Annotated in this window: 17 protein-coding genes and 1 pseudogene; 5 read left to right on the top strand and 13 right to left on the bottom strand. The window is 42.8% G+C overall.

All coding sequences use genetic code 11. From position 1 onward, the window contains the following. Positions 1 to 22: 22 nt before the first annotated feature. Positions 23 to 805: a prohibitin family protein gene (locus CH367_RS00195; RefSeq protein WP_100760512.1), complete on the bottom strand. Its 783-nt coding sequence runs from the start codon at positions 803 to 805 to the stop codon at positions 23 to 25. A gap of 119 nt (positions 806 to 924) precedes the next feature. Continuing rightward, positions 925 to 2250 carry a sugar transferase gene (locus CH367_RS00190; protein WP_100760511.1) on the bottom strand — a complete coding sequence of 442 codons (1326 nt, stop codon included), beginning with the start codon at positions 2248 to 2250 and terminating at the stop codon, positions 925 to 927. A 76-nt stretch (positions 2251 to 2326) separates the two neighbouring features. Between CH367_RS00190 and CH367_RS00185 the strand changes: the two genes are divergently transcribed. Both CH367_RS00185 and CH367_RS00180 read left to right on the top strand, forming a co-directional pair. Further along, on the top strand, positions 2327 to 3088 hold the full coding sequence (locus tag CH367_RS00185; protein WP_100760510.1) for a response regulator transcription factor: 762 nt from the start codon (positions 2327 to 2329) through the stop codon (positions 3086 to 3088). Then, the gene (locus CH367_RS00180) at positions 3078 to 5186 is read left to right on the top strand and encodes an ATP-binding protein (protein WP_100760509.1); all 2109 of its coding nucleotides are present in this window, start codon (positions 3078 to 3080) and stop codon (positions 5184 to 5186) included. Before CH367_RS00185 ends, CH367_RS00180 begins: the two co-directional genes overlap by 11 nt. Positions 5187 to 5197: 11 nt before the next feature. On the opposite strand, the gene mtaB is transcribed toward CH367_RS00180, so the two are convergent. From mtaB to CH367_RS00145, 7 genes are all read right to left on the bottom strand, one after another. Continuing rightward, positions 5198 to 6511: a tRNA (N(6)-L-threonylcarbamoyladenosine(37)-C(2))-methylthiotransferase MtaB gene (gene mtaB / locus CH367_RS00175; RefSeq protein WP_100760508.1), complete on the bottom strand. Its 1314-nt coding sequence runs from the start codon at positions 6509 to 6511 to the stop codon at positions 5198 to 5200. After that, complete coding sequence (locus CH367_RS00170) at positions 6492 to 7235, bottom strand: tetratricopeptide repeat protein (RefSeq protein WP_425268791.1); 744 nt, start codon at positions 7233 to 7235, stop codon at positions 6492 to 6494. Before CH367_RS00170 ends, mtaB begins: the two co-directional genes overlap by 20 nt. A gap of 73 nt (positions 7236 to 7308) precedes the next feature. Beyond that, complete coding sequence (locus CH367_RS00165; protein ID WP_100760506.1) at positions 7309 to 7734, bottom strand: hypothetical protein; 426 nt, start codon at positions 7732 to 7734, stop codon at positions 7309 to 7311. Positions 7735 to 7736: 2 nt separating this feature from the next. Further along, positions 7737 to 10286: an ATP-dependent Clp protease ATP-binding subunit gene (locus tag CH367_RS00160; RefSeq protein ID WP_100760505.1), complete on the bottom strand. Its 2550-nt coding sequence runs from the start codon at positions 10284 to 10286 to the stop codon at positions 7737 to 7739. A gap of 138 nt (positions 10287 to 10424) precedes the next feature. Next, on the bottom strand, positions 10425 to 11225 hold the full coding sequence (locus CH367_RS00155; RefSeq protein WP_100761285.1) for an ATP--guanido phosphotransferase: 801 nt from the start codon (positions 11223 to 11225) through the stop codon (positions 10425 to 10427). 180 nt (positions 11226 to 11405) lie between these two features. Beyond that, positions 11406 to 12083, bottom strand: a complete 678-nt coding sequence (locus tag CH367_RS00150; protein WP_100760504.1) for an ABC transporter ATP-binding protein — start codon at positions 12081 to 12083, stop codon at positions 11406 to 11408. Position 12084: 1 nt separating this feature from the next. Continuing rightward, the gene (locus tag CH367_RS00145) at positions 12085 to 13458 is read right to left on the bottom strand and encodes an ABC transporter permease (protein ID WP_100760503.1); all 1374 of its coding nucleotides are present in this window, start codon (positions 13456 to 13458) and stop codon (positions 12085 to 12087) included. 124 nt (positions 13459 to 13582) lie between these two features. On the opposite strand from CH367_RS00145, the gene CH367_RS00140 reads away from it, so the two are divergent. The 3 genes from CH367_RS00140 to CH367_RS00130 are packed head-to-tail and all read left to right on the top strand — an operon-like array spanning position 13583 to position 16792. Next, entirely contained in the window at positions 13583 to 14599 is a 1017-nt protein-coding gene (locus CH367_RS00140; RefSeq protein ID WP_100760502.1) for a hypothetical protein, read from the top strand. Positions 14600 to 14613: 14 nt separating this feature from the next. Next, entirely contained in the window at positions 14614 to 15621 is a 1008-nt protein-coding gene (locus tag CH367_RS00135; protein ID WP_100760501.1) for an LIC_10230 family protein, read from the top strand. Between the two features lie 16 nt (positions 15622 to 15637). Further along, complete coding sequence (locus tag CH367_RS00130; protein ID WP_165783184.1) at positions 15638 to 16792, top strand: tetratricopeptide repeat protein; 1155 nt, start codon at positions 15638 to 15640, stop codon at positions 16790 to 16792. 13 nt (positions 16793 to 16805) lie between these two features. Here CH367_RS00130 and CH367_RS00125 read toward each other — a convergent pair whose 3' ends face one another. From CH367_RS00125 to CH367_RS00110, 4 genes and pseudogenes are all read right to left on the bottom strand, one after another. Beyond that, complete coding sequence (locus CH367_RS00125) at positions 16806 to 17033, bottom strand: hypothetical protein (RefSeq protein WP_100760499.1); 228 nt, start codon at positions 17031 to 17033, stop codon at positions 16806 to 16808. 4 nt (positions 17034 to 17037) lie between these two features. After that, on the bottom strand, positions 17038 to 17769 hold the full coding sequence (locus tag CH367_RS00120; RefSeq protein WP_100760498.1) for a toxin-antitoxin system YwqK family antitoxin: 732 nt from the start codon (positions 17767 to 17769) through the stop codon (positions 17038 to 17040). Between the two features lie 34 nt (positions 17770 to 17803). Next, a pseudogene (locus CH367_RS00115) lies at positions 17804 to 18337 on the bottom strand (hypothetical protein); the annotation flags it as partial. Positions 18338 to 18581: 244 nt separating this feature from the next. Next, positions 18582 to 19358 carry a ParA family protein gene (locus CH367_RS00110; RefSeq protein ID WP_100760496.1) on the bottom strand — a complete coding sequence of 259 codons (777 nt, stop codon included), beginning with the start codon at positions 19356 to 19358 and terminating at the stop codon, positions 18582 to 18584. Positions 19359 to 19395: the final 37 nt, after the last annotated feature.

Genomic DNA, 19395 nt, shown 5'->3' with positions numbered 1-19395 from the left:
ATAACCCGGCCTTATGTTTGAATCACTTTAATTGAAAGAGCGTGTTGGAACCGCTTCCCAAATACGTATCTGGATATTTACCGTTCCATTTTTTAATCCGTTCCATCTCGACCATCATCGGAGTGATCTGTTGCGATTTCAGTCTCAACGTTTCCGCCTCCGCTCTTGCGTTTACGATCTGTTGTTCCGCTTCGATTTTAACCCTTTCCAATTCGTTTTTTGCACGGAGCGCGTCCTGTTCCGCTTTTTGTTTTAGCTCGATCGATTCAGAAAACGTTTTCGAAAATTCAAAATCCTTCATGGAAACCTCGTCCACGAGAATATAAAACTTACCGAGTTTCGTATGGAGTAACTCGTGAATCTTCAACGATACACTTTCTCTTTTTGTAACAAGATCGGACGCGGTGAACTGAGCGGTTACGTGTTTCATCGTTTCCAAAATCGCGGGAACGATGATCGTGTCTTCGTAGTCCATTCCGATTTCCTGATAGAGTTTGTTGACTTGATTCGGAGAAAGATGATACGTCAAAGTGATCATCGTATGAATTTCCTGCAAATCGCTCGACGGAGCCGTGGAATTCGCTTCGACTTTTTGAATTCTTACGTCGATACTTTTCACAGATTGAACGACCGGAGTGATGAAGTTGATTCCTTCCCCGAGAATCCGATCGGAAACGGAACCGAGGTTCGTAACAACCCCGCGATGCCCGGTCCCGATACAAACGAGCGGATTAAAAATGAAAACCAAAAACAACCCGAATCCTTTGATCCAATGTTTTTTGAGAAACGCCAAAACCTGTTCCATAATCACCTCTTTTTTTGGAGAATACGAATATAAACGAATCCAAAAAACGCGGACAAGTTTTTTTAAGACGAATTCAAAAAATCTTTTTTATCTCTGCTCCCGATAAACCGAAGTCGTCCTTACGAACGAAAGGCCCGGTTCAATTTCCAAGTCAAACCTTCGATGATAAATTCCTCCGCCGAAACTGAAATTTCACGAAATTTTTGAAACGTTTTATAATTAGAAATACCTAATATACGGAACGTTTTGCGATGATCCAAAATCACCGTGATACAAGCGGCTATGGAAATCGTTCTCCAAAGGATTCTAAAAAGAATCTTCGATAAGAACGTCTTCACTCGAACTCTAAAAAAATCTCCGTGAAATTTGAGATGTTTCTCCTCGTCCTTTACGACTTCGAGCAAGGCCGACTTCACGAAACCGTTCGGAATTTTTTCCGCGATCTTACGATAAAAACAAATTCCAACCACTTCGGCGGCTAACAAAACCATCAACTTAAGTCGAACTCCTAACAATCTTCTACCAAAATGAAACAATCGTTCGGTCCAATTGGATTCGATCAATTCTCCCTTCAAGGCGCGCACACATTCCCCCAAAATTCTTGCGTGTCTTCCTTCTTCCTTTACGAAAAGTTTCAACGCTTCCCTGTAAAAATCGTCGATTCCGAAAAGAATGGTCTTATCGATTTCTTTTGCGATTCTTCCTTCGCCAGATTCGCCTAACTGGAATATGGCGAGAGAATAAGCGATCGAACTCATTTCGTTGGGACGAAGTTCCAAGACTTCGGACACGATTTTCGGCAAAGGCCGATGTTCGTTTTTACGAAAATGATCTCTCCAAGTTTTCCATTCGATTCTTCTTTTGCGGTTTTTAAGAGAGAATTTCAATCGATCGCGAACTCTATTCTTCCCGAATAAGTTCATTACAAAAGTCAAAAGTACGATCCGAAGATCCAAACTAAAACTTCTCAACTTGAGATAAGAACGATCGAAACAAAAAGAAATTCGAGAACCCAAACCCGAATATAACTGCGATAAGCCCGTGATTCCCGGACGAACCGACCAACGAACTTCATGAAACTTTTCATTCCACCGCAAACGATCCGTATCATACGAAGTCAACGGTCTCGGACCCACGATACTCATATCGCCGATCAGAATATTCCAGATCTGAGGAAGTTCGTCGATTCCGGTTCTTCTCAACCAAAAACCGAGCTTCGTAATTTCTCCGTTGTGCATCGTTCTGAACTTGAAAATTCGGAACGGCTTTTTAAAAAGACCGAGCCTGTCCTGTAAAAAGAAAACGGGGCGACCGTCGATCAAAAGGATGAACAAACCGACTCCGATCAGGATCGGAGAAAACAACGCCAAAGCGAGAACGGATAAAACGGATTCGATGATTCTTTTCATACCTGAGAATATACTAAAACTTCTCAAGGACTTCATCCTCTCGAGTGCGGACTCAAAGACACTCAAGTGCTTGACAATGTCGCTTCCAAAAACTTAAAATCGGGTCTTCGTTATGAAAGATAAAGTTTTGAATCTGTTGATCGTGGAAGACAACGAAAAGCTGAGAAAATCACTGATCGAAGGTTTGAAAGAATTCGAACGTTTGAATGTAGTCTATGACTGCGCGACCGGCGAAAAAGTGATCGACTTCGCTTTAAAGAACGAATTCGACGTTTTACTCGCGGACGTCCGTTTAGCGGGAACGTTAAACGGAATCGAAACGATCGTCGCCGTTCGAAAGGAATTTCCCAGAAAACCGGTCGTCATCTATTCGATCCAAGACAGTGACGAATACTTTCGAACGTTTCGAAAAGCGGGAATTTTGAGTCATTACGCATACGTGCGCAAATCGAATTATCTGTTACCCAAGATGATCGTTCCTTTGATCGATCTTGCATACGAAGGTAAAAGTTTTATCGATCCCGAAATCGAAACGAGAATCGTGGAAGTTAAGGATCAGGACGAAAATTCCCCGATGGCGATCTTAGAACCGAACGAAAAGGTCGTGGCAAGAATGTTGGCTACGGGCCAAAGCAACGAACAAATTGCCGCTCGACTCGGATTCAAAGACAAAAGAACGATCAGCAGAATCAACGGACAAATCTACGCGGCTTGGGATTTAAACGAATCCAACGTCGACGAAAAAGTCGCGCGCACAAGAGCCGCGCTGATCGTTCGAGAAAATCGTTTTCTACAATGGGAAGAGGACGGAAGCGCTTATTATAGAAACGGATCCGGAGAATGGGTTCGTTGGGAATCGAATCTTGAATCTTAATCCGGAAATTTTCATCTGTTCCGTATTTCTGTTTTTATCCTCGATTCTGTTATGGCTCGCGTCCACAACTCTCGTCAATTTGGAAAGAAGAGATCGTTCCGCGACGTTTACGATTTGGATTCTGATTTCAGTTTCCGCATTGTTCGGTTTTTTTTCTTGGATCGGAGAATCGGGTCTGATCACCGTTTCAAATTATTCGGCGGTTTATTTTCTTCCGGGAATCTTCGGTTTGATTTTAATTCCATTCGGTTGGTTTTTTATCGTAGTTTGGTTCTTGGGTTTTTTAAGAGAAAAAAGAATTTATAGAATTTTCTTTTGGCTTCTTTTGATCGCACAAATCTCCGCGGTCGTTTTCTTTTTCGTATGGAGTCGAAAAATTTCCCTGAAGTTATCTTTATTCCATTTTTGGAATGTAGTTCCGTTCTCGTTTCGACTTTCCTATCTCGTTTATATTCTATTCTGCATTACGATTCCGATCATAGCGCTTTTTTCATTTCGTGTTTCCAAAAACGTACTTCCCGAAATCGCTCGAAACAAGGCGGTCCCCTTTTTAAAAACGATTTCCTTGCTCCTTTTCGGAGTTTTTATACTCGTGTTCTTTTTATTTTTAGGACAAGGAACCGGTATCATAGAAGACCCGGTGGCCCGATCGGACCGGGATCCGATTCCGTTTTACGGTTTCCTCATCGGAATCTTATTTTTGGTTTCGATCTCGATCCTCGTTTTGGGACAAGCGTTGATCTCTTACGAAATATTTACGGGCCGAATTCTTCCGAAAATCAGCCTCAGGGAAGAATGGAGAAACGCGAACTTCGGTTTTTTCATCCTGGCTCTTTTTTACTTTGCAACCGCTACATTCAGTTTTCCTAAAATTGAACTGTTCTTAACCGGTTCTTACGTTTATTGCGTAGCAAGAACCTTTCTTTTGAAAAAAAGCAAGGATTTGCGATTGGAGAAAAGTTCCGTCTTAAGTTCCATCATAAAGACGGAGGAAATTAAAGGCGACCTTCTGGAGAATTCGAAAAATCTAAAGGAAAAATTCCAAAGATCCTTCGACATTCTTTGTTCGGATATTTTGGAAACATCCTCGGCTCTATTTATTAACGAAAGCAGAGTTCCGTTTATCGCGGACATGATTCTACGTTATCCGAACACGGGCACAACCGAAGAATTTAAAGAATCCCAAAAACCCGAAATCGCGGACGTAAACTTAATAACATTCAAAAATTTGAATCTGATTTTCGAAAAGGACGGCCTTTCCTATTTGGAACGGGAGAATCATTCCGATTTTGCACTTTGTATCAAGGTCGAGAACGATCAATCCGGAGACGGTCTTTTATTCTTAGGTCAAAAAAGAAACGGAGGTTTGTATGCGGAAGAGGAAATCGAAACCGCAAAGGCCGCCGTGTCTTGGATCTTGTCTTCTCTTTTTACGGAGAGCAATTCGTTGGCCCTAAGTTCTTTACAAAGAAAACATATGGAAGAGCAGAGAATCTCAGATTACAAAACGAGACAAATTCTTCACGATGAAATTCTTCCCGAAATCCATTCCTCGATTTTAATTCTTTCTCAATTGAAAAACGAAAACGAATTTTCGGAACAAATCCAACTTCTTACGAATTTACACAAACGTGTTTCGAGTTTTTTAAGAGAACTTCCCGATACGAGTTTGGAAATCGCAAGGCTTGGTTTGATCGACGCGTTGATCCGAAGAATCGGCGCCGAATGGGAGGCTTCTCGTTTTGATTGGAATTTCGAACCCGAGTTGAAAGAGCGGTTTCCGATTTCCAAACCGGAAGCATTGGAAATTCTTTTTTATGCGTGTAGGGAATCGATTCGAAACGCGGTCAAGTATTCGAGAGAAAGCGGTCGAAACGACATTTCGGTTTCGTTTTTTGCAAGGAATGATCCTCGAAACGGCGTTTTAGTACGAATCAAAAATCGGATTGAAACCGATCGAAATTCTTCCTTTGAATCAGCGGGACAAGGACTACGAATCCACAGCGCCTTGTTGAAAATTTTCGGGGGTTATCTTACTTTAGAATTTTTGAATACGAACGAAGCGTTGGTCGAGATTTTTTTACCGGAACAAGTTTGAGAAGATTCTTTTTATCTCGAAACTCTGCCGTCGAACGTGCCTTCTTTATCGTCTTCGGTTCGATATTCAAGAAGTTCCACGTTTAAAAACTGACCCACTTTGAGGTTGCGAAGTTCAGGTTCGTCCAATTTTACTTTTAGATAATTGTCCGTAACCGCGGTTCCACCCTGCTCGAGAATGGCTTCTCTGGTTTTTCCGCTCTCTCCGATCGCGTAATTTTGATGGAGTTCTCTCGACAAAGCGTTGAGAATATGAACCCTTTCCTTTTTGGTTTCCTTACTGACGGAATCGGGAAAGGTTTCGGCTAACGTATTTCTTCTTACCGAAAACGGAAACGCGTGAATTTTAGCAAACCCAAGCTCGCGAACCATTCTTACGGAATCCTGAAACATATCTTCGGTTTCGCCCGGAAAACCTACGATCACGTCGGTTCCCAAAAACAATCCCGGAATTTTTTCTTTTGCGGTTTCCACACGTTTGCGAAAGGTATCGGGCGTATAAGTGCGTTTCATTCTTTTTAGAATTTCTGCGCTTCCGCTTTGTAATGGAATGTGTAAAAACGGAGTAAATCTCGGATGAGACATCAATTCCGCGAGTTCGTTCCCGACATCGGGAGGTTCAATGGAGGAAATTCGAATTCTTGAATATTCTAAAATGTTTAATATATCGCCGAGAATTTTGTTGAAAGCCTTTTTGTTTTCTCCGTCGCGAAACCAACCGAGATTGACTCCGGTTAAAACGATTTCGCCGACTCCGTTGTCTTGCAGAAAACGGACCTGATCCAAAACGTCCTGATACTTTCTACTGACTCCGAGGCCGCGCGCTTGAGGAATTTTACAATAAGAACATTTACGATTGCATCCGTCTTGGATTTTCAAGTACGCGCGCGTATGTCCGTTCGGTAAAACGTCCGAATAGGAAAAACGATCGTAAGAAACCCGGATCAATTCTTCCGAATCGATCAAACCTTTCTTTTCCAAGATCATTGCGGGAAGTTTGGATTTTTCCGTGTTGCCGACTACTCCCGCAACTCCGGGAATCGCTTCGATGGAACCGCGATCGGTTTCCGCGTAACAACCCGTGACCCAAATTTGAGAACCCGGAAATTTCTTGATCGCGTTTCGAATCGTGTTTCGATTTCTCGAATCGGCCTTATTCGTTACGGTACATGTATTGATGATTACAACTTCCGGATGTTCCTCCGCTTCGGCGGAACGATAACCGTGTTTTGTGAGAGAAGCAAACAAACCGTCGGACTCGAAAAAATTAAGTCTACATCCGAGAGTATTGAATAAAACGGTTTGTTCAGCTATTGGAGAGAGCATTGAGTTTTGCTTCGATTCTTCTTAAGTTATCTTTAAAGTGAGAATTTTCGGGTTCGAGTTTGAGCGCCGATTCGATCTGTTCTTTTGCGGAGTTCAGATAATTCTTCGCGCTGTTCAACTTGCCCTTTTTGTTTTCTTGATTGGAAGCCTTTTCATAAACGAGCGCGAGATTGTTCAATACGTTCGCGTTGTTCGGAACGAGTGAGTTCGCCCATTTTAAACTCACCTCGGCCTTTTCTATACTTCCGAGATAATAATAAATCTGACCTTCCAAAACGAGAGGACGATAGTCGTTCGAATCTTCGGCTTTTAATTTTTCGGTGATGCTCAACGCGTCTCTCGCTTTTCCGTTATAAAGAAGCGCGGTTCCAAAAAGAAGACGAATGTCTTTATTGCGAGGATTGAGTTCGTAAGCGCGAGCGATTACTTGCAGACCGTCGTCTTCTCTTCCGTTATTCAAAAGATATCTTGCATAATCCAAGCTGACCGCCGCGTCGCCCGGTTTGATGGAAAGCGCTTCGGACCAATGTGTTCCCGCGGATTTAGTTCTACCTAAAGCGAAATGACAATGTCCGGCCAAATAGTGAGATTCGTAAGAACGTCCGCCCTTATCGTGAAGAGCGCGTATTATCTCCAAGGATTTTTCGTAGTTGCGATTCTCGTATTCCTTTAACGCGAGAGAATATTCTTCCCCGGTCTGTGCGAAAACTTGGGAGGAAAACATCGGAACGATTAAACACAGAATGAAAAACAAGGATCGAAAATTACGGATTTGCATTTCTAAACTCTCTATTCTTTTAGGCGGTCATGCTCATCGACTTCGCATTGATACAATCGATGAGAGAATGAAACGGTTCTACCGGATCGATATAAACGATGATACTCGGATACTTCTGCATCAGAAAATGTTCGATCTGTTCTTCCGAAAGAACCACCTGATCTTCCATTTCCAAAACCGGAAGACCATCGGCGTTTCGATAGATCGAATATTCTTCCTGACCGAGAAAATCGGCCAAGAGCATATACCCGGAGCCGTAGTAAACTCCGCCCTGAAAGTAATACTTGTAAAAGACCCGTACCTCGGGAAGAAATAAATCGGGGTGAAAAACGCAGAGAGAAATTTTCTCGATCCCTGCAATGGTCCTGATTTTCCTAAGATGGAACCAAATCTTCCGAATCAGAAGATAGGAAATCAGAATCAATACAGGGATGAGTATAGGCATCCTTAGACTAAGGCAATCTCTTCCGACCTTTCGGGATTACCGGAAGAATTGTCGTCTCCTCCGGCTTTTGTATCAGCCGGTTTGTAATCGGTCCACGGAGTTTCCACAAAGTCCAGTTTGCCTTCTTTGAAATCGATCTCGATTTTAGTAGGTTCCTTGTAAGCGCCTTTGAGCGTCTGAACCGCCATGTGATCTTCGAGTTCTCTTTGGAAAACTCTCCGAAGCGGTCTCGCGCCGAACTTCTCATCGTAACCGATATCCATGATATGATCCTTAGCGGCCTGAGTGATGGACACTTGGATCGTCTTTTCATGGAATCTTTTGTTCGTATCGATCACCATAATATCGATGATGGACATGATATTCTCTTTGGTGAGAGATCCGAAGTAGATGACTTCGTCCACACGGTTCAGAAATTCCGGGTTGAAGTATTTCTTCAACTGATCGCGGGTTTGATCGGACTTGTATTTCAAAGCTTCGTCTTTACGATCCTCGAATCCGAGTCTTCCACCGGCTTGAATTTCTTTCGCGCCGATATTGGAAGTCATGATGATGATCGTATCTCTGAAGTTGACCTTGCGTCCTTTCGTATCGGTCAGATTTCCCTCTTCCATGATTTGAAGGAGAATGTTGAAAATGTCGTGGTGCGCTTTTTCAATCTCATCCAAAAGAATAATGGAGTAAGGTCTTTTTCTGACGAACTCGGTCAACTGACCTCCGTCATCATAACCAACGTAACCGGGAGGCGCTCCGATCAAACGGCTGACCGCGTGCGGTTCCATGTATTCGGACATATCCACACGAAGCATCGCGTCGTCGTTTCCGAAGAGGAAGTTCGCAAGAGCTTTTGCAAGCTCGGTCTTACCGACTCCCGTAGGTCCCAAGAAGATGAAAGATCCGGTAGGACGTCTTTCGCTCTTGAATCCGGTTCTTGCACGACGAACCGCTTTTGCGATTTTTTCGATCGCTTCTCCCTGACCAACGACGCGTTTTTTGAGTTCGTCTTCGAGTCTGAGAAGTTTATCGGATTCGGATTCTTCCATTTTTTCCAAAGGAATTCCTGTCCATAATGAGATTACGGAAAGAATATCGTCTTCCTCGATGTTGACCGCGAAGTCTTCCATCTTCTCTTGCCAAGAACGAATCTTTTCTTCCATAGCCTGTTTTTTCCGGTTCACATCGTCGCGAACTCCGGCGGCTTTTTCGTATTCTTGAGCGCGGACCAATTCTTCTTTTTTGGTCGCGAGAGATTTGATTTCCTCTTCGAGATCCTTGATCGTTTGAGGACGAGCACAGTTCGCCAAACGCGCTTTCGCTCCGGCCTCGTCGATGATATCGATCGCCTTATCAGGTAGATAACGATCATTGATATATCTGTGAGAAAGTTTCACGGATTGCTCCAAAGCCTTATCGGAGTATCTCACTTTGTGGTGAGCCTCGTACGCTTTTTTCAATCCCTGGAGAATCTGAATCGCGTCGTCCACGGAAGGTTCCGCAACTTTCACGACTTGGAATCTTCTTTCCAAAGCGGAATCTTTTTCGATATACTTACGATATTCCGCGCTTGTAGTCGCGCCGATACACTGGAGTTCTCCTCTCGCAAGAGCGGGCTTGAGAATATTCGCCGCGTCAACGGCTCCTTCAGCGGCCCCTGCTCCGATTAGAGTGTGAAGCTCGTCGATAAAGATGATGATGTTCGTGGAGGAAGTGATTTCCTTCATGATCTTTTTCAGACGTTCTTCGAATTCTCCTCTGTATTTTGTTCCCGCGATCAAAGACGCGAGATCCAAAGAAAGAACTCTCTTTTCGAATAAAAGATCGGGAACACTTTTCTCAACGATCGCAAGTGCAAGTCCTTCCACAATCGCGGTTTTACCGACACCGGATTCTCCAACGAGAACGGGATTGTTTTTCGTTTTTCTGGAAAGAATTTGAATCACTCTTTGAATTTCAATCGCTCTTCCCACAACCGGATCCAGTTTTTTATCTCTGGCAAGTTGAGTGAGGTCGCGTGCGAACTCGTCCAAGATCGGAGTTTTGGTTTTCTCCTGACGAGGTTGAGTTCCTTGCGGACCGGTTTGAGCGGCGGAACTTACTCCGACGGAGCTTGTTGGAGGAGCTCCGAGCAAACGTAAGATTTCGCTCTTTATAACATTATAATTTACGCTAAAAGAATAAAGCGCTCCGCCCGCGATGTTGTTGTTATCTCTCAACAACGCAAGAAGGATGTGTTCCGTTCCCACATAATTGTGTTTGAGACGTTTTGCTTCTTCTTTGGAAAGTTCGATAATTTTTTGATATCGATCCTGACCTCCGGCGACGTCCATGAGCAATGCTCCGGAAGCTTCGCGCGTTCTTCTTTCCACCTCTTTACGCAATTCGTTGAGGTTAATGTTGAGGTTGTTCAGGATTTTGATAGCGACCGAATCTTCTTCCTTAAGAAGTCCGAGCAGAATATGCTCCGGTCCGATATAGTCGCTACCAAGACGCTTGGCCTCATCCTGAGCAATCTCGTTGATGACTCTTTTGGCTCTTTTAGTAAATTCCAGCATAACAGCGCCTTTGATTTTTATTTGTAATGATTAGACTGAATTCGCTTCGAAATTCCCACCCAGGAGCGGAACTCTGCTTTTAATTTCAGTATCGGAACGTTTTCGAAAAAGGATCGGAAGTTCGAGTAAATTCCGGGCTTACAACGCCGGTTCCACCTGTAAGGCTAAATAATAAACTAAATTTAAAAAGGAATTTTTTTGAGAAAAAGCAAAATTTTTTAGATAAAAAACTGCGAATTCGGATGAATTCTCAAGGTAAAACTCCAAAAAGCCGGGAACCTTAAACGACGGAGAATTTTGATTCTTCCAGGACTTCATCGAGAGCTTTAAGCTGATTTTTGTTCCCGAACCAGCATTGGTCGGACAGGAGGTGACATAACCGAAGTCCGGATCGTAGTCAAAAAGTTTTTGATTCTCCCATTTTTCTAAGGGAGAATTTTCGATTTGTCGAAATAATTCCGAAACCGTCGGGGCTAAGGTTTCCCAACGAAGATGGTCCTCGTCTCCGAAGAATAGATTTCCTTCTCCCCAAGGAATTCGAGCGGGTAATTCTTTGTGGTTAAGAAGCGTAGGGTCTATGTTTAAAGTCTGCGTTAGGAATTCTTTTAGGATTTGGGTCGGAACTCCGGCGCTCTTTGTCGCAGTCGGATAGATTCTCCCTTTTAGGTTACGCCCGATTCTCAACCGAAACGTAAACGGAGGAGAAATCCGATCCAACTCGAGAATCTTTTCCGACTCGGAAAGGGATTCGAAACGAAGAAAATTCTTCAGCTCCGCGCCCTGCAAAAATCGGGAAGAAAATTCAAAGTCCTTTTGTCTGAGATGGGCTTGGTATTCTTTGCGGAAAATTTTGAGGCAATAGGCGCAACCGATTTTTCCTTTTTGATTCCAGACCGTTGAGGTCGTTCCACAATAGATACAAGTTTCGGAAGAAGGCATCGGCAGTTTTATTTTGTGAAATGTAGGAACTACCACGCAACTCCGAATTTTACGAGAAATCGAAGTATGAGTTCCTACATTCTACAATTTTAGAACAACAGGGTTGGCGTTCCCACGCAAGCGGGATTTCAACCGAAATGCTTTGTCGGAACAAACGTTAAAGCGAAATTCCTCTTTACTTTAAGAAATCGGTTGGAGCTTTCCGCCAGCCATCTGGTTTCTTTTGTGAGCGAGCGATGCCAGTTCCATATCGTGTGTTACGATCACCATGGAAAAACGAAGTTCTCTTTGAAGTTCCAAAATTAAGGCCATCAGATTGCGGGAATTCTCACGATCCAAGTTTCCGGTAGGTTCGTCGGCAAGAACGAGTTTCTTTCCGGCAACGAGCGCGCGCGCAACTCCCACCCTCGCACTTTCTCCGCCCGAAAGCTGAGAAGGAAAATTTTCATGACGATCCTTAAGACCCACACGATCCAACATCTCGATCGAAAGTTGTCTCGCCTTTCCCGGTTGAACACCGTTGATCAGAAGAGGAATGCTTACGTTTTCCAACGCGGTAAAATCCGGAAGAAGAAGATGATGTTGAAAGATAAAGGAAACCTTCTCCGCTCTAAATCTTTCTTTTCCGTTTTCGGAAATTTGATCGAGGGAAACTCCACAAACGCTGACTTCTCCGCTATCGGAAGAATCCATAGAACCCAAGATGTTCAGAAGAGTGGATTTCCCGATTCCGGACTTTCCTTCCACGGAAACGATCTCACCTTCTTCGACATCGAGATCGAGATGATCGAGAATCTTAAATTCCTTATCGAGAATATGATAATTTTTTACTAAATTTCTTACTTTGATCAGACTCACGTTAGTCGTTCCTTATCGTATCCACAGGATTGAGTCCGGCCGCCCATCGCGCCGGGAAATAGCCCGCGATTCCCGATAAAATCGTAGCGGCCGTCGTCACCATAAAAATGAATGAAATGTCTATATCGACCGGAATGTGATCGAAATAATAAACGTCCTTCGGAACCAATTCTACGTTGGTCCACTCGGAATGATAAAAATAAAATCCGACCATGTTGATGAGTTCGGAAAGTCCGTTTACGATCGTTTCCAAATTGCCCGCGATAAAAATTCCCGAAACTCCTCCGACAAGAGAAGCAAGAACTCCGACAACCATCGCGTTCAAAGTAAAGATCAATAAGATTCCCGAAGAAGGAAGACCGAGCGCTTTCAAAACTCCGATCGATTTTCGTTTCGCTCTTACCAAACTGTAAACGCTCGCGACCATTCCCAAAGCGGCAAGAATGATAAATAAGAAAACTATAATAGAGATGATCGTCTTTTCCAACTTCAACGCGGTGAAAAAGTTTTCCTGTTCTTCCGCGATCGTTCTTACGCTGAAAGAAGCGGAGTAACCGATTTCGTTTTCGAATTCGGGATCTCTGAATTCTTTTAGGATTTCTCTTTTACAATTTTGTAAATCGTCCAAAGACTTAACTTTGATCGCGATCTGATTCACGGAATTCTTTAAATTAAAGAAACGTTGTGCGACTGGAAGCGAAAGAAAAACGTAATGTGTATCGTAGTTATAATAACCGGTTTTAAAAAATCCGACGGTTCTAAACGTTTTGATGGAAACGTCCACTCCCTTTCCTAAGGAGAATCTTCCGCCCGGAACGGCCATCGTCAAATTGGCTCCGAGATCGAAGTTATAAAGACCGGCCATTTCCTTGCCGATCAATACCTGATTGTCTACGTTGTATTTTACGATTTCTTCGCGGTTGTGATGAACGATTCTCGGGAAGTTGGGAAGTTTGTTTCCGATCAGGTCCTGAATATTTTCAACGGGAAGAGCGCGAACCATAATGGGAATAAACGAATTGCTGTTTTGAATTAAACCGTGACTTGTGATGCTTCCGCCGATGGAAACAATTCTATCTTTTAAATAAGGATTCTTACTTAACCAAGAAACTATCTTTTCATAATTTTGAATATCGCCGGAATCGAAATTGTTTTCGATCGTGATATGAGGTCCGCCTTGCCAAAGAGATTCTTTAACCTGTCTTTGAAAACCGTTGAAGATAGATAAGACGACGATCAAAAGAGAAACTCCGACCGTCATAACGATGAACGATAGTCTAGACTTTAATGAGAGGAGACCAGCGACCCGGGAACCCCGAATATAACGGGAGGTTACCAGAAATATCAAAGAACCCCGGAACAAATTTGACTTCATCAAAAAACTCTTAAAATTAGAAGGTGAAATCCTTCCTTAGTTTGACAATTCTCTGAATCCGAACCAGAATGTCAAAAATAAAGAAGAAAGTTTCCCAATCGGAGCCTTCTTAAGTTAAAAATACATGAGCTCCAATCAGGTCTATTCGTTTCAATTCATCTCGAGAGACACAGCCTCTTCCATTCATATTCTATTCACGAGCGTCATCGATATCCAACAAGCGAAGATGGATAAGATCGAAGTCATTGCGGTCGGACAATCCGAAAACATCGGCTCGATTCAACTTTCAGTTTCCACTCATAAAGACGTAGCCAACGTTTGCCAAAAATTAAAATACGAAGGCAAACAACTTAAGAATCTTACGAATAAACTGATGGAACTGTTTCAGTCGAACGGTAAATCCGACGACTTCATGGAACAGTTGATTCATTACTTTAAGAGTAAGGACGACAACAAAATCTCTTATATTCTCAATCAAGTAATCAACGAAGCTACCGGAAATTCCAAACCGGACATTCAGATATTTTATATGATCGTGGATCGCGCAAGACTCGATGAAACGAATCAAGGAAGTCCTTTAGAAGATTCTTCTTCGGAAGAATCGGATTCCGATCTTCCCACTTTCGAACCGCCTCCGATTGAAACGAGCAGACCGATCGAATCGACGGAACAATTCATTCCCGCAGGTTCCAGAGTGATTCCGATGAAGTATGTTCTTTCTCCGGTTTCCGGAATTCAGGTCAACGCTCTGAAACCCGGCGATAAGATCATGATCCAGTTGTTAAAGTCCGATACTTCTTCTCAGAGCATCATTGAAGCTATGAAATTGGAAACTCCGGAAGGACAAATTCGTCCCGTTCCCGGAACGGTTGTCTCCTCCAAAAACAACGGCGTTGAAAATGAAACCGTCGTTCAAATCGGTTCGGATATATTCGGAAAAATTTATGAAGAAGAAAACTCGATCAAGGTTCGTCCCTACACGGGTGAAAAGCCGATCGCGACAACCGGCGGCAAGTCTTCTTCAAAAAGTTCTTCTCAAGGTTCGGGATCTTCCGAAGATTCGGGGTTGTTGATTACGATCCTAATCGCTCTCGGTGTTCTCGGAATCGCAATGACCGCAATCTTCGTATTTCTTTTTTAACAATCAAATCAAACATGAAAACAAAACTCGCTCAGATCATTCCTTTTATCATTTTATTCTTTTGTCTCGTGAACATCTCCTTTGAACCGATCTTTTACGATCCGAGAGATATGGATTCTATGGAGGCGCTTCTCGAAGGTTCGGGAAGGGAACTCGCTCCTCAGTGGGGAATCGAAAGAGGTTTAATTTCAAAAATACGACTCACTTCCAAGGTTATGGAAGAATTGAACGAGAAGACGATCCCCGCGGACGCTCAGCTCGAAGCCACCGTGGACAGAATGAATCGAATTCTTCTCGGTCAAAAGATCATGTTGTTTATTTACGGATTTCTAATATTCTTATCCGTAACATCCTTTCTAACGCTCTACTACAAGGCTTGGTTCTATTCCTTTTTGAATCGAAGTTTATATTTGATTTCAGTTCTTCCGGTTCTGATGTCCTTACAACATCCGGTTCGGAGCATTCAACAAACTCCGATCATCGGATCGATCGCTTCTCTGTTTTTGTTCGCATTAACGATTTTGTTAATCTACATGATTTTTGGGATTTCGAAGGTTTACGATAGCAAAACCGCGGATCGTTTTTCCGTGCTTCAGTCCGCTCAAAACGGGGAAGAAGGAGAAATTCAATCCTCTTCTTCCTCTAAAATCTCCTGGATTCCCGTTTTGTTTCATTTTGCGGCGATTATGTTCGCGGGAATTCTTTTAGGAAACCTGATCTACATTCCGATTTTTCTTCTTCAAAAACACTACTCGTTCGAATTCGGAATTCTTCTGATATTTCTTTTGATGCTGATGATGCTTTTTTATATCCGCAATTATTTCAGAATGGGAAAAAGCGACGAACTGACTTCGACCGGAAACATTACGTTATCCGTAAGTTATCTTCAGTTCAGAGTTATTCGGAATACGATCTTTATCACTTTCGCGATTTTGGGTGTGATCCTTTTTGTCGTTCTTCTGTTTACGATTCTTTCGATGAACACCTGGGTTCTGGACTTCGCGTCCAGCAAAGGTTTGTGAGAACGGAAAATCCGTTTTGCAAATTGCTATGAATACAAAATATTACCTTCTCTTTTTTGCGGTTGTCTTTTCGTTTCAATGTTCTTTCCAAAAAAGAACGGATGCACACCTATCGAATTCTTATGAAGCGATCGATATGCCGGAAATATACGCGCAAACAATCGATTATGAAAAATTAAGCGGCTCCGGCATCGGACTCTATTTTAATCCGTATCGTTTAAATCTTAGAGTTCCTGAAAATATATCTGAAATTTCAGATTTTAATAAAACGTTCCTAACCGACTCTTACGCGCGTTTAAAAACCTTACCTTCCTTTTATATGGCCCAATTTACGCACGAATTCTCGTATCAAAAAGACAGTCAAAAAATTAAGATATTCTTTCCGAAAGAATTCCTTTCCACGCTTAAAGGTTATGCAGGACGAGAGAAAGAAATTTCGACTAACGTGATCTTTGCGTTCTACAATACTTTTGACAAAACGAATTATCTATTTCTGGACGGAATAAACGGCGAATTCAGCGAAGAATCGTATAAATTCCATATTTACAATACGTATATGAAAAAGGGTATGGAAAACAATAAGGCCGGTCAATATGCGGAGGCGATTCAAAACTTTGATAAAGTGATTAGCCTGCAACCGGAAAATGAATTCCCATACTACAATCGTGGTAACTCATATAACGCTCTTAAAATTTTCGATCGTGCGATCGAAAGTTATACAAAAGCCATATCCATCGATCCTAACTTTACTCTCGCTTACATGAACAGAGCATTGGTTTACCGAGCAGTTCAAAAATACGATCAAGCGTTGGTTGATATTAACAAAGCCGTAGAACTGGATCCGGGCTTTCACGACGGATACTATAACAAGGGTCTCATCCTGGAATCTCTTAAGAGATATGATGAAAGTCATCAAAATTTTAAGAAAGCCTACTCTCTGAATAAATCCAATCACGATGCTTTGATCATGGGCGCATTATCCGCTTACAAAAAACGCGACCATAAGGAAGCAATTCTTCTTTCGAATCAGTATTTAAAACTTTATCCTAAAAGCGGTCTCGGATTTTATATTCGTGGATTATCGACGATTGCCGAAGGGGATAAATCCAAGGGTTGCGCGGATCTATCCAAAGCAAGAAACGCAGGATATGAAGGGGACGTTTGCGGCTAATCGTTAACGCTACTTAACCGGCTTGTCTGAAATACAAATTCAAACATAAAACGGCAGTTAGATGAAAAATCGCCGCGAAAAGATAGAACTTAAGATTGAGATGTTCGCGGAACGTTTGAAAAAGTCCGATATGAACGACCGAAAACGTGGAAATTAAAATCGTAAGATTTGAAACGGTCAGCGAAAAATAAACGCTGAGATAAACGACAAGAAGAAAGAAAATTCCGAAGATCGTTTTCACGATTCTATTTTTTAAAAGAAGTCAGAGTTTTACAGGTCGTTTCCGATCCTTTTTTGATTTCACAATTGACCGTTCCGTCGGGAAGATAAGTGGTTCTGGAAATAAAACCGCCATTGTCGTCGAAAACTTCGATCGTTTCGGTTTTATGCGTCGGGTAATAATAGAACCAGGTTCTGATCTTTCTTCCGTTCTTAAAATAACCCGTGTATTCCAATTCTCCGTCCGGAAAATATTTCTGCCAAAGATTGTTTCTAAAACCGTCCGCATAAGTTCCGCGAAGTTCCACTTGACCGTTCTCGTAAAATCTTTCGTAAAGACCTTCTTCGTTTCCTTCGTCGCCGCTCATCATCACTTCGGGTTTGCGTGCGCCTTTTCCGTAGTTCTGACGAATGTAAAGATTTCCACTGTCGAAGTTCCAAGTCCATTCTCCCCTGCGAACCCCGTTTTCAAAAAGACCTTTGGCTAATACTTTGTCGTCGTATTTGGAATAGAATCTGCAAAGACCGTTTTCCAAACCAAGCTCATTTACGGAACAATCCTGATAGATCTTTCCGTTGTCGTAATAAATTCGTCTTCTACCGGGTTCGGAAAGAACATACGCGTTGAATTCTTTTCGAAACTTCGCGCCGGCAGGAATATTTTCAGGAACCGGTTCCTTCACGCAGGCGCCGAATATCGCGACGGAGATCAAAAGAAAGAAAATTCTTCCGAGAAAAGATTTAGATTTAAGGTTCATTCTATTTTTTGTATATACTTAATTTCTAATAGACTCAGTCGATCGTGAACTTTTTATTCACGAGCAATTCTCCGTCTTCGTCGCGGATCTCGACTTCATACGATCCTTGTTGATCGAAAAAAGTATCGTCGTAGTAAGTCTGAAATTTTTCGAAACTTTTGCGGAAGTCCTTTTCTTGGATGGAGAATTCTTCCTTACCGCCGTCAGTGCGATAAATGGTAAGTCTGACTCTTTTCGGAGTGGACCAACCTTTTTTGTAGTAAATGAAAAAGTCCTGTCCATGAGAAAAATGATATTCCTTTTGAGAACTCATTCCGGAAACTTTTTCGGGAGTCATCTTATCGATGTCCATATAGATTTCATGTTTTGCGGGCCAGAAAAACCAAATGGCGAGCGCCAGAAGAATCACTCCGGCAATCTTTAAAAAGCGCGAGGAACCTTCTCTTTCGGGAGATTCCGGTCTTGTATAGTCTTCCAATCTCATGACACTGCTTATCCTGTGGAGGTGGTTCTTTTTGGGCAAATGTTTTTCCTCTCTTGCCTCGGAAGAGGATAAATTCCGAATCGATACATCGCCGTCCGTTGTTGTGGACGAAGGTTGAATGGAACCGATCGGACCTTGATCCGCGGTTTCCGCAGAATCAATTTCTTGTTCTTGTGGTTCGATGGCAGACGTTTCTTTCGTGTCCGTCGATAAAGGCGAAGGCGACAACGCGGATGAAGCGGACGAAGACGAAGGTTCCGTCGGAGACGATTCTCCTCCCAAAGTCTTTCGAACGTGCGCACCCGCGGCTTGTTTTAAAAGATCCTTCTTAGCCAAGAGCCAAAACCTCTTCCACAAAACCTTGATAGGATTTTGTCGCCTTTCCTTTCGGTTGATATTCGAAGAGGGTTTGTTTCATCATGTGCGCTTCTTCCACGCTGACCGAAGGAGGAATTCTGGATGAGAATAATTTCAAATATGGTTCGATCATCGGTTCGAGCGTTTGCGAAAGAGTCGTCCTCGGATTGAACATCGTAAGTACGGCTCCGAAAACTTTCAAAGAAGGATTGAATCGTTTCACGGTATTCTTATGAGCTTCGAGAATCGCTTCGATTCCATCGAGAGAAAACTTGGAAACCTGCAGTGGAACCAACAAACCGGTCGACGCGACGAACGCGTTGAGGGTGATCATCGAAAGACTCGGAGGACAATCGATGACCGCGTAGTCGAATTCATCCTTGATCAACTCCAAAGAATCTCTGAGATGAAAAAATCCGTCGATCTTTCCCGAAAGCATTACATCGACTTCCGCAAGGGAAGAATGGGACGGCCCGATCTTTAAACCGTTGATCCGAGTCGGAATCAAAATCTCTCTCGGATCACCTCCATCCCTAAAAATTTTATAAAGACTTCTTTCCCTTCCTTCTTCCGTCGAAACGGAGAAGGAATTCTCAGGCGCAAAAACGGAAGTCGCATTTCCCTGAGCGTCCAAATCCAAAAGCAAAACTCTTTCTCCTTTGAGCGCGAGCCCGAAAGCGAGATGTACCGCAGTCGTCGTTTTACCGACTCCGCCTTTCTGGTTTGCTATACAGAGGATCTGTTTCATAAAAAATCCGTTGCCCGTAGATTCCGCTTTCCCGAGA

This window comes from Leptospira barantonii, from assembly GCF_002811925.1.
Classification (GTDB): Bacteria; Spirochaetota; Leptospiria; order Leptospirales; family Leptospiraceae; genus Leptospira; species Leptospira barantonii.
This window is presented reverse-complemented; position numbering and strand designations above follow the sequence as displayed.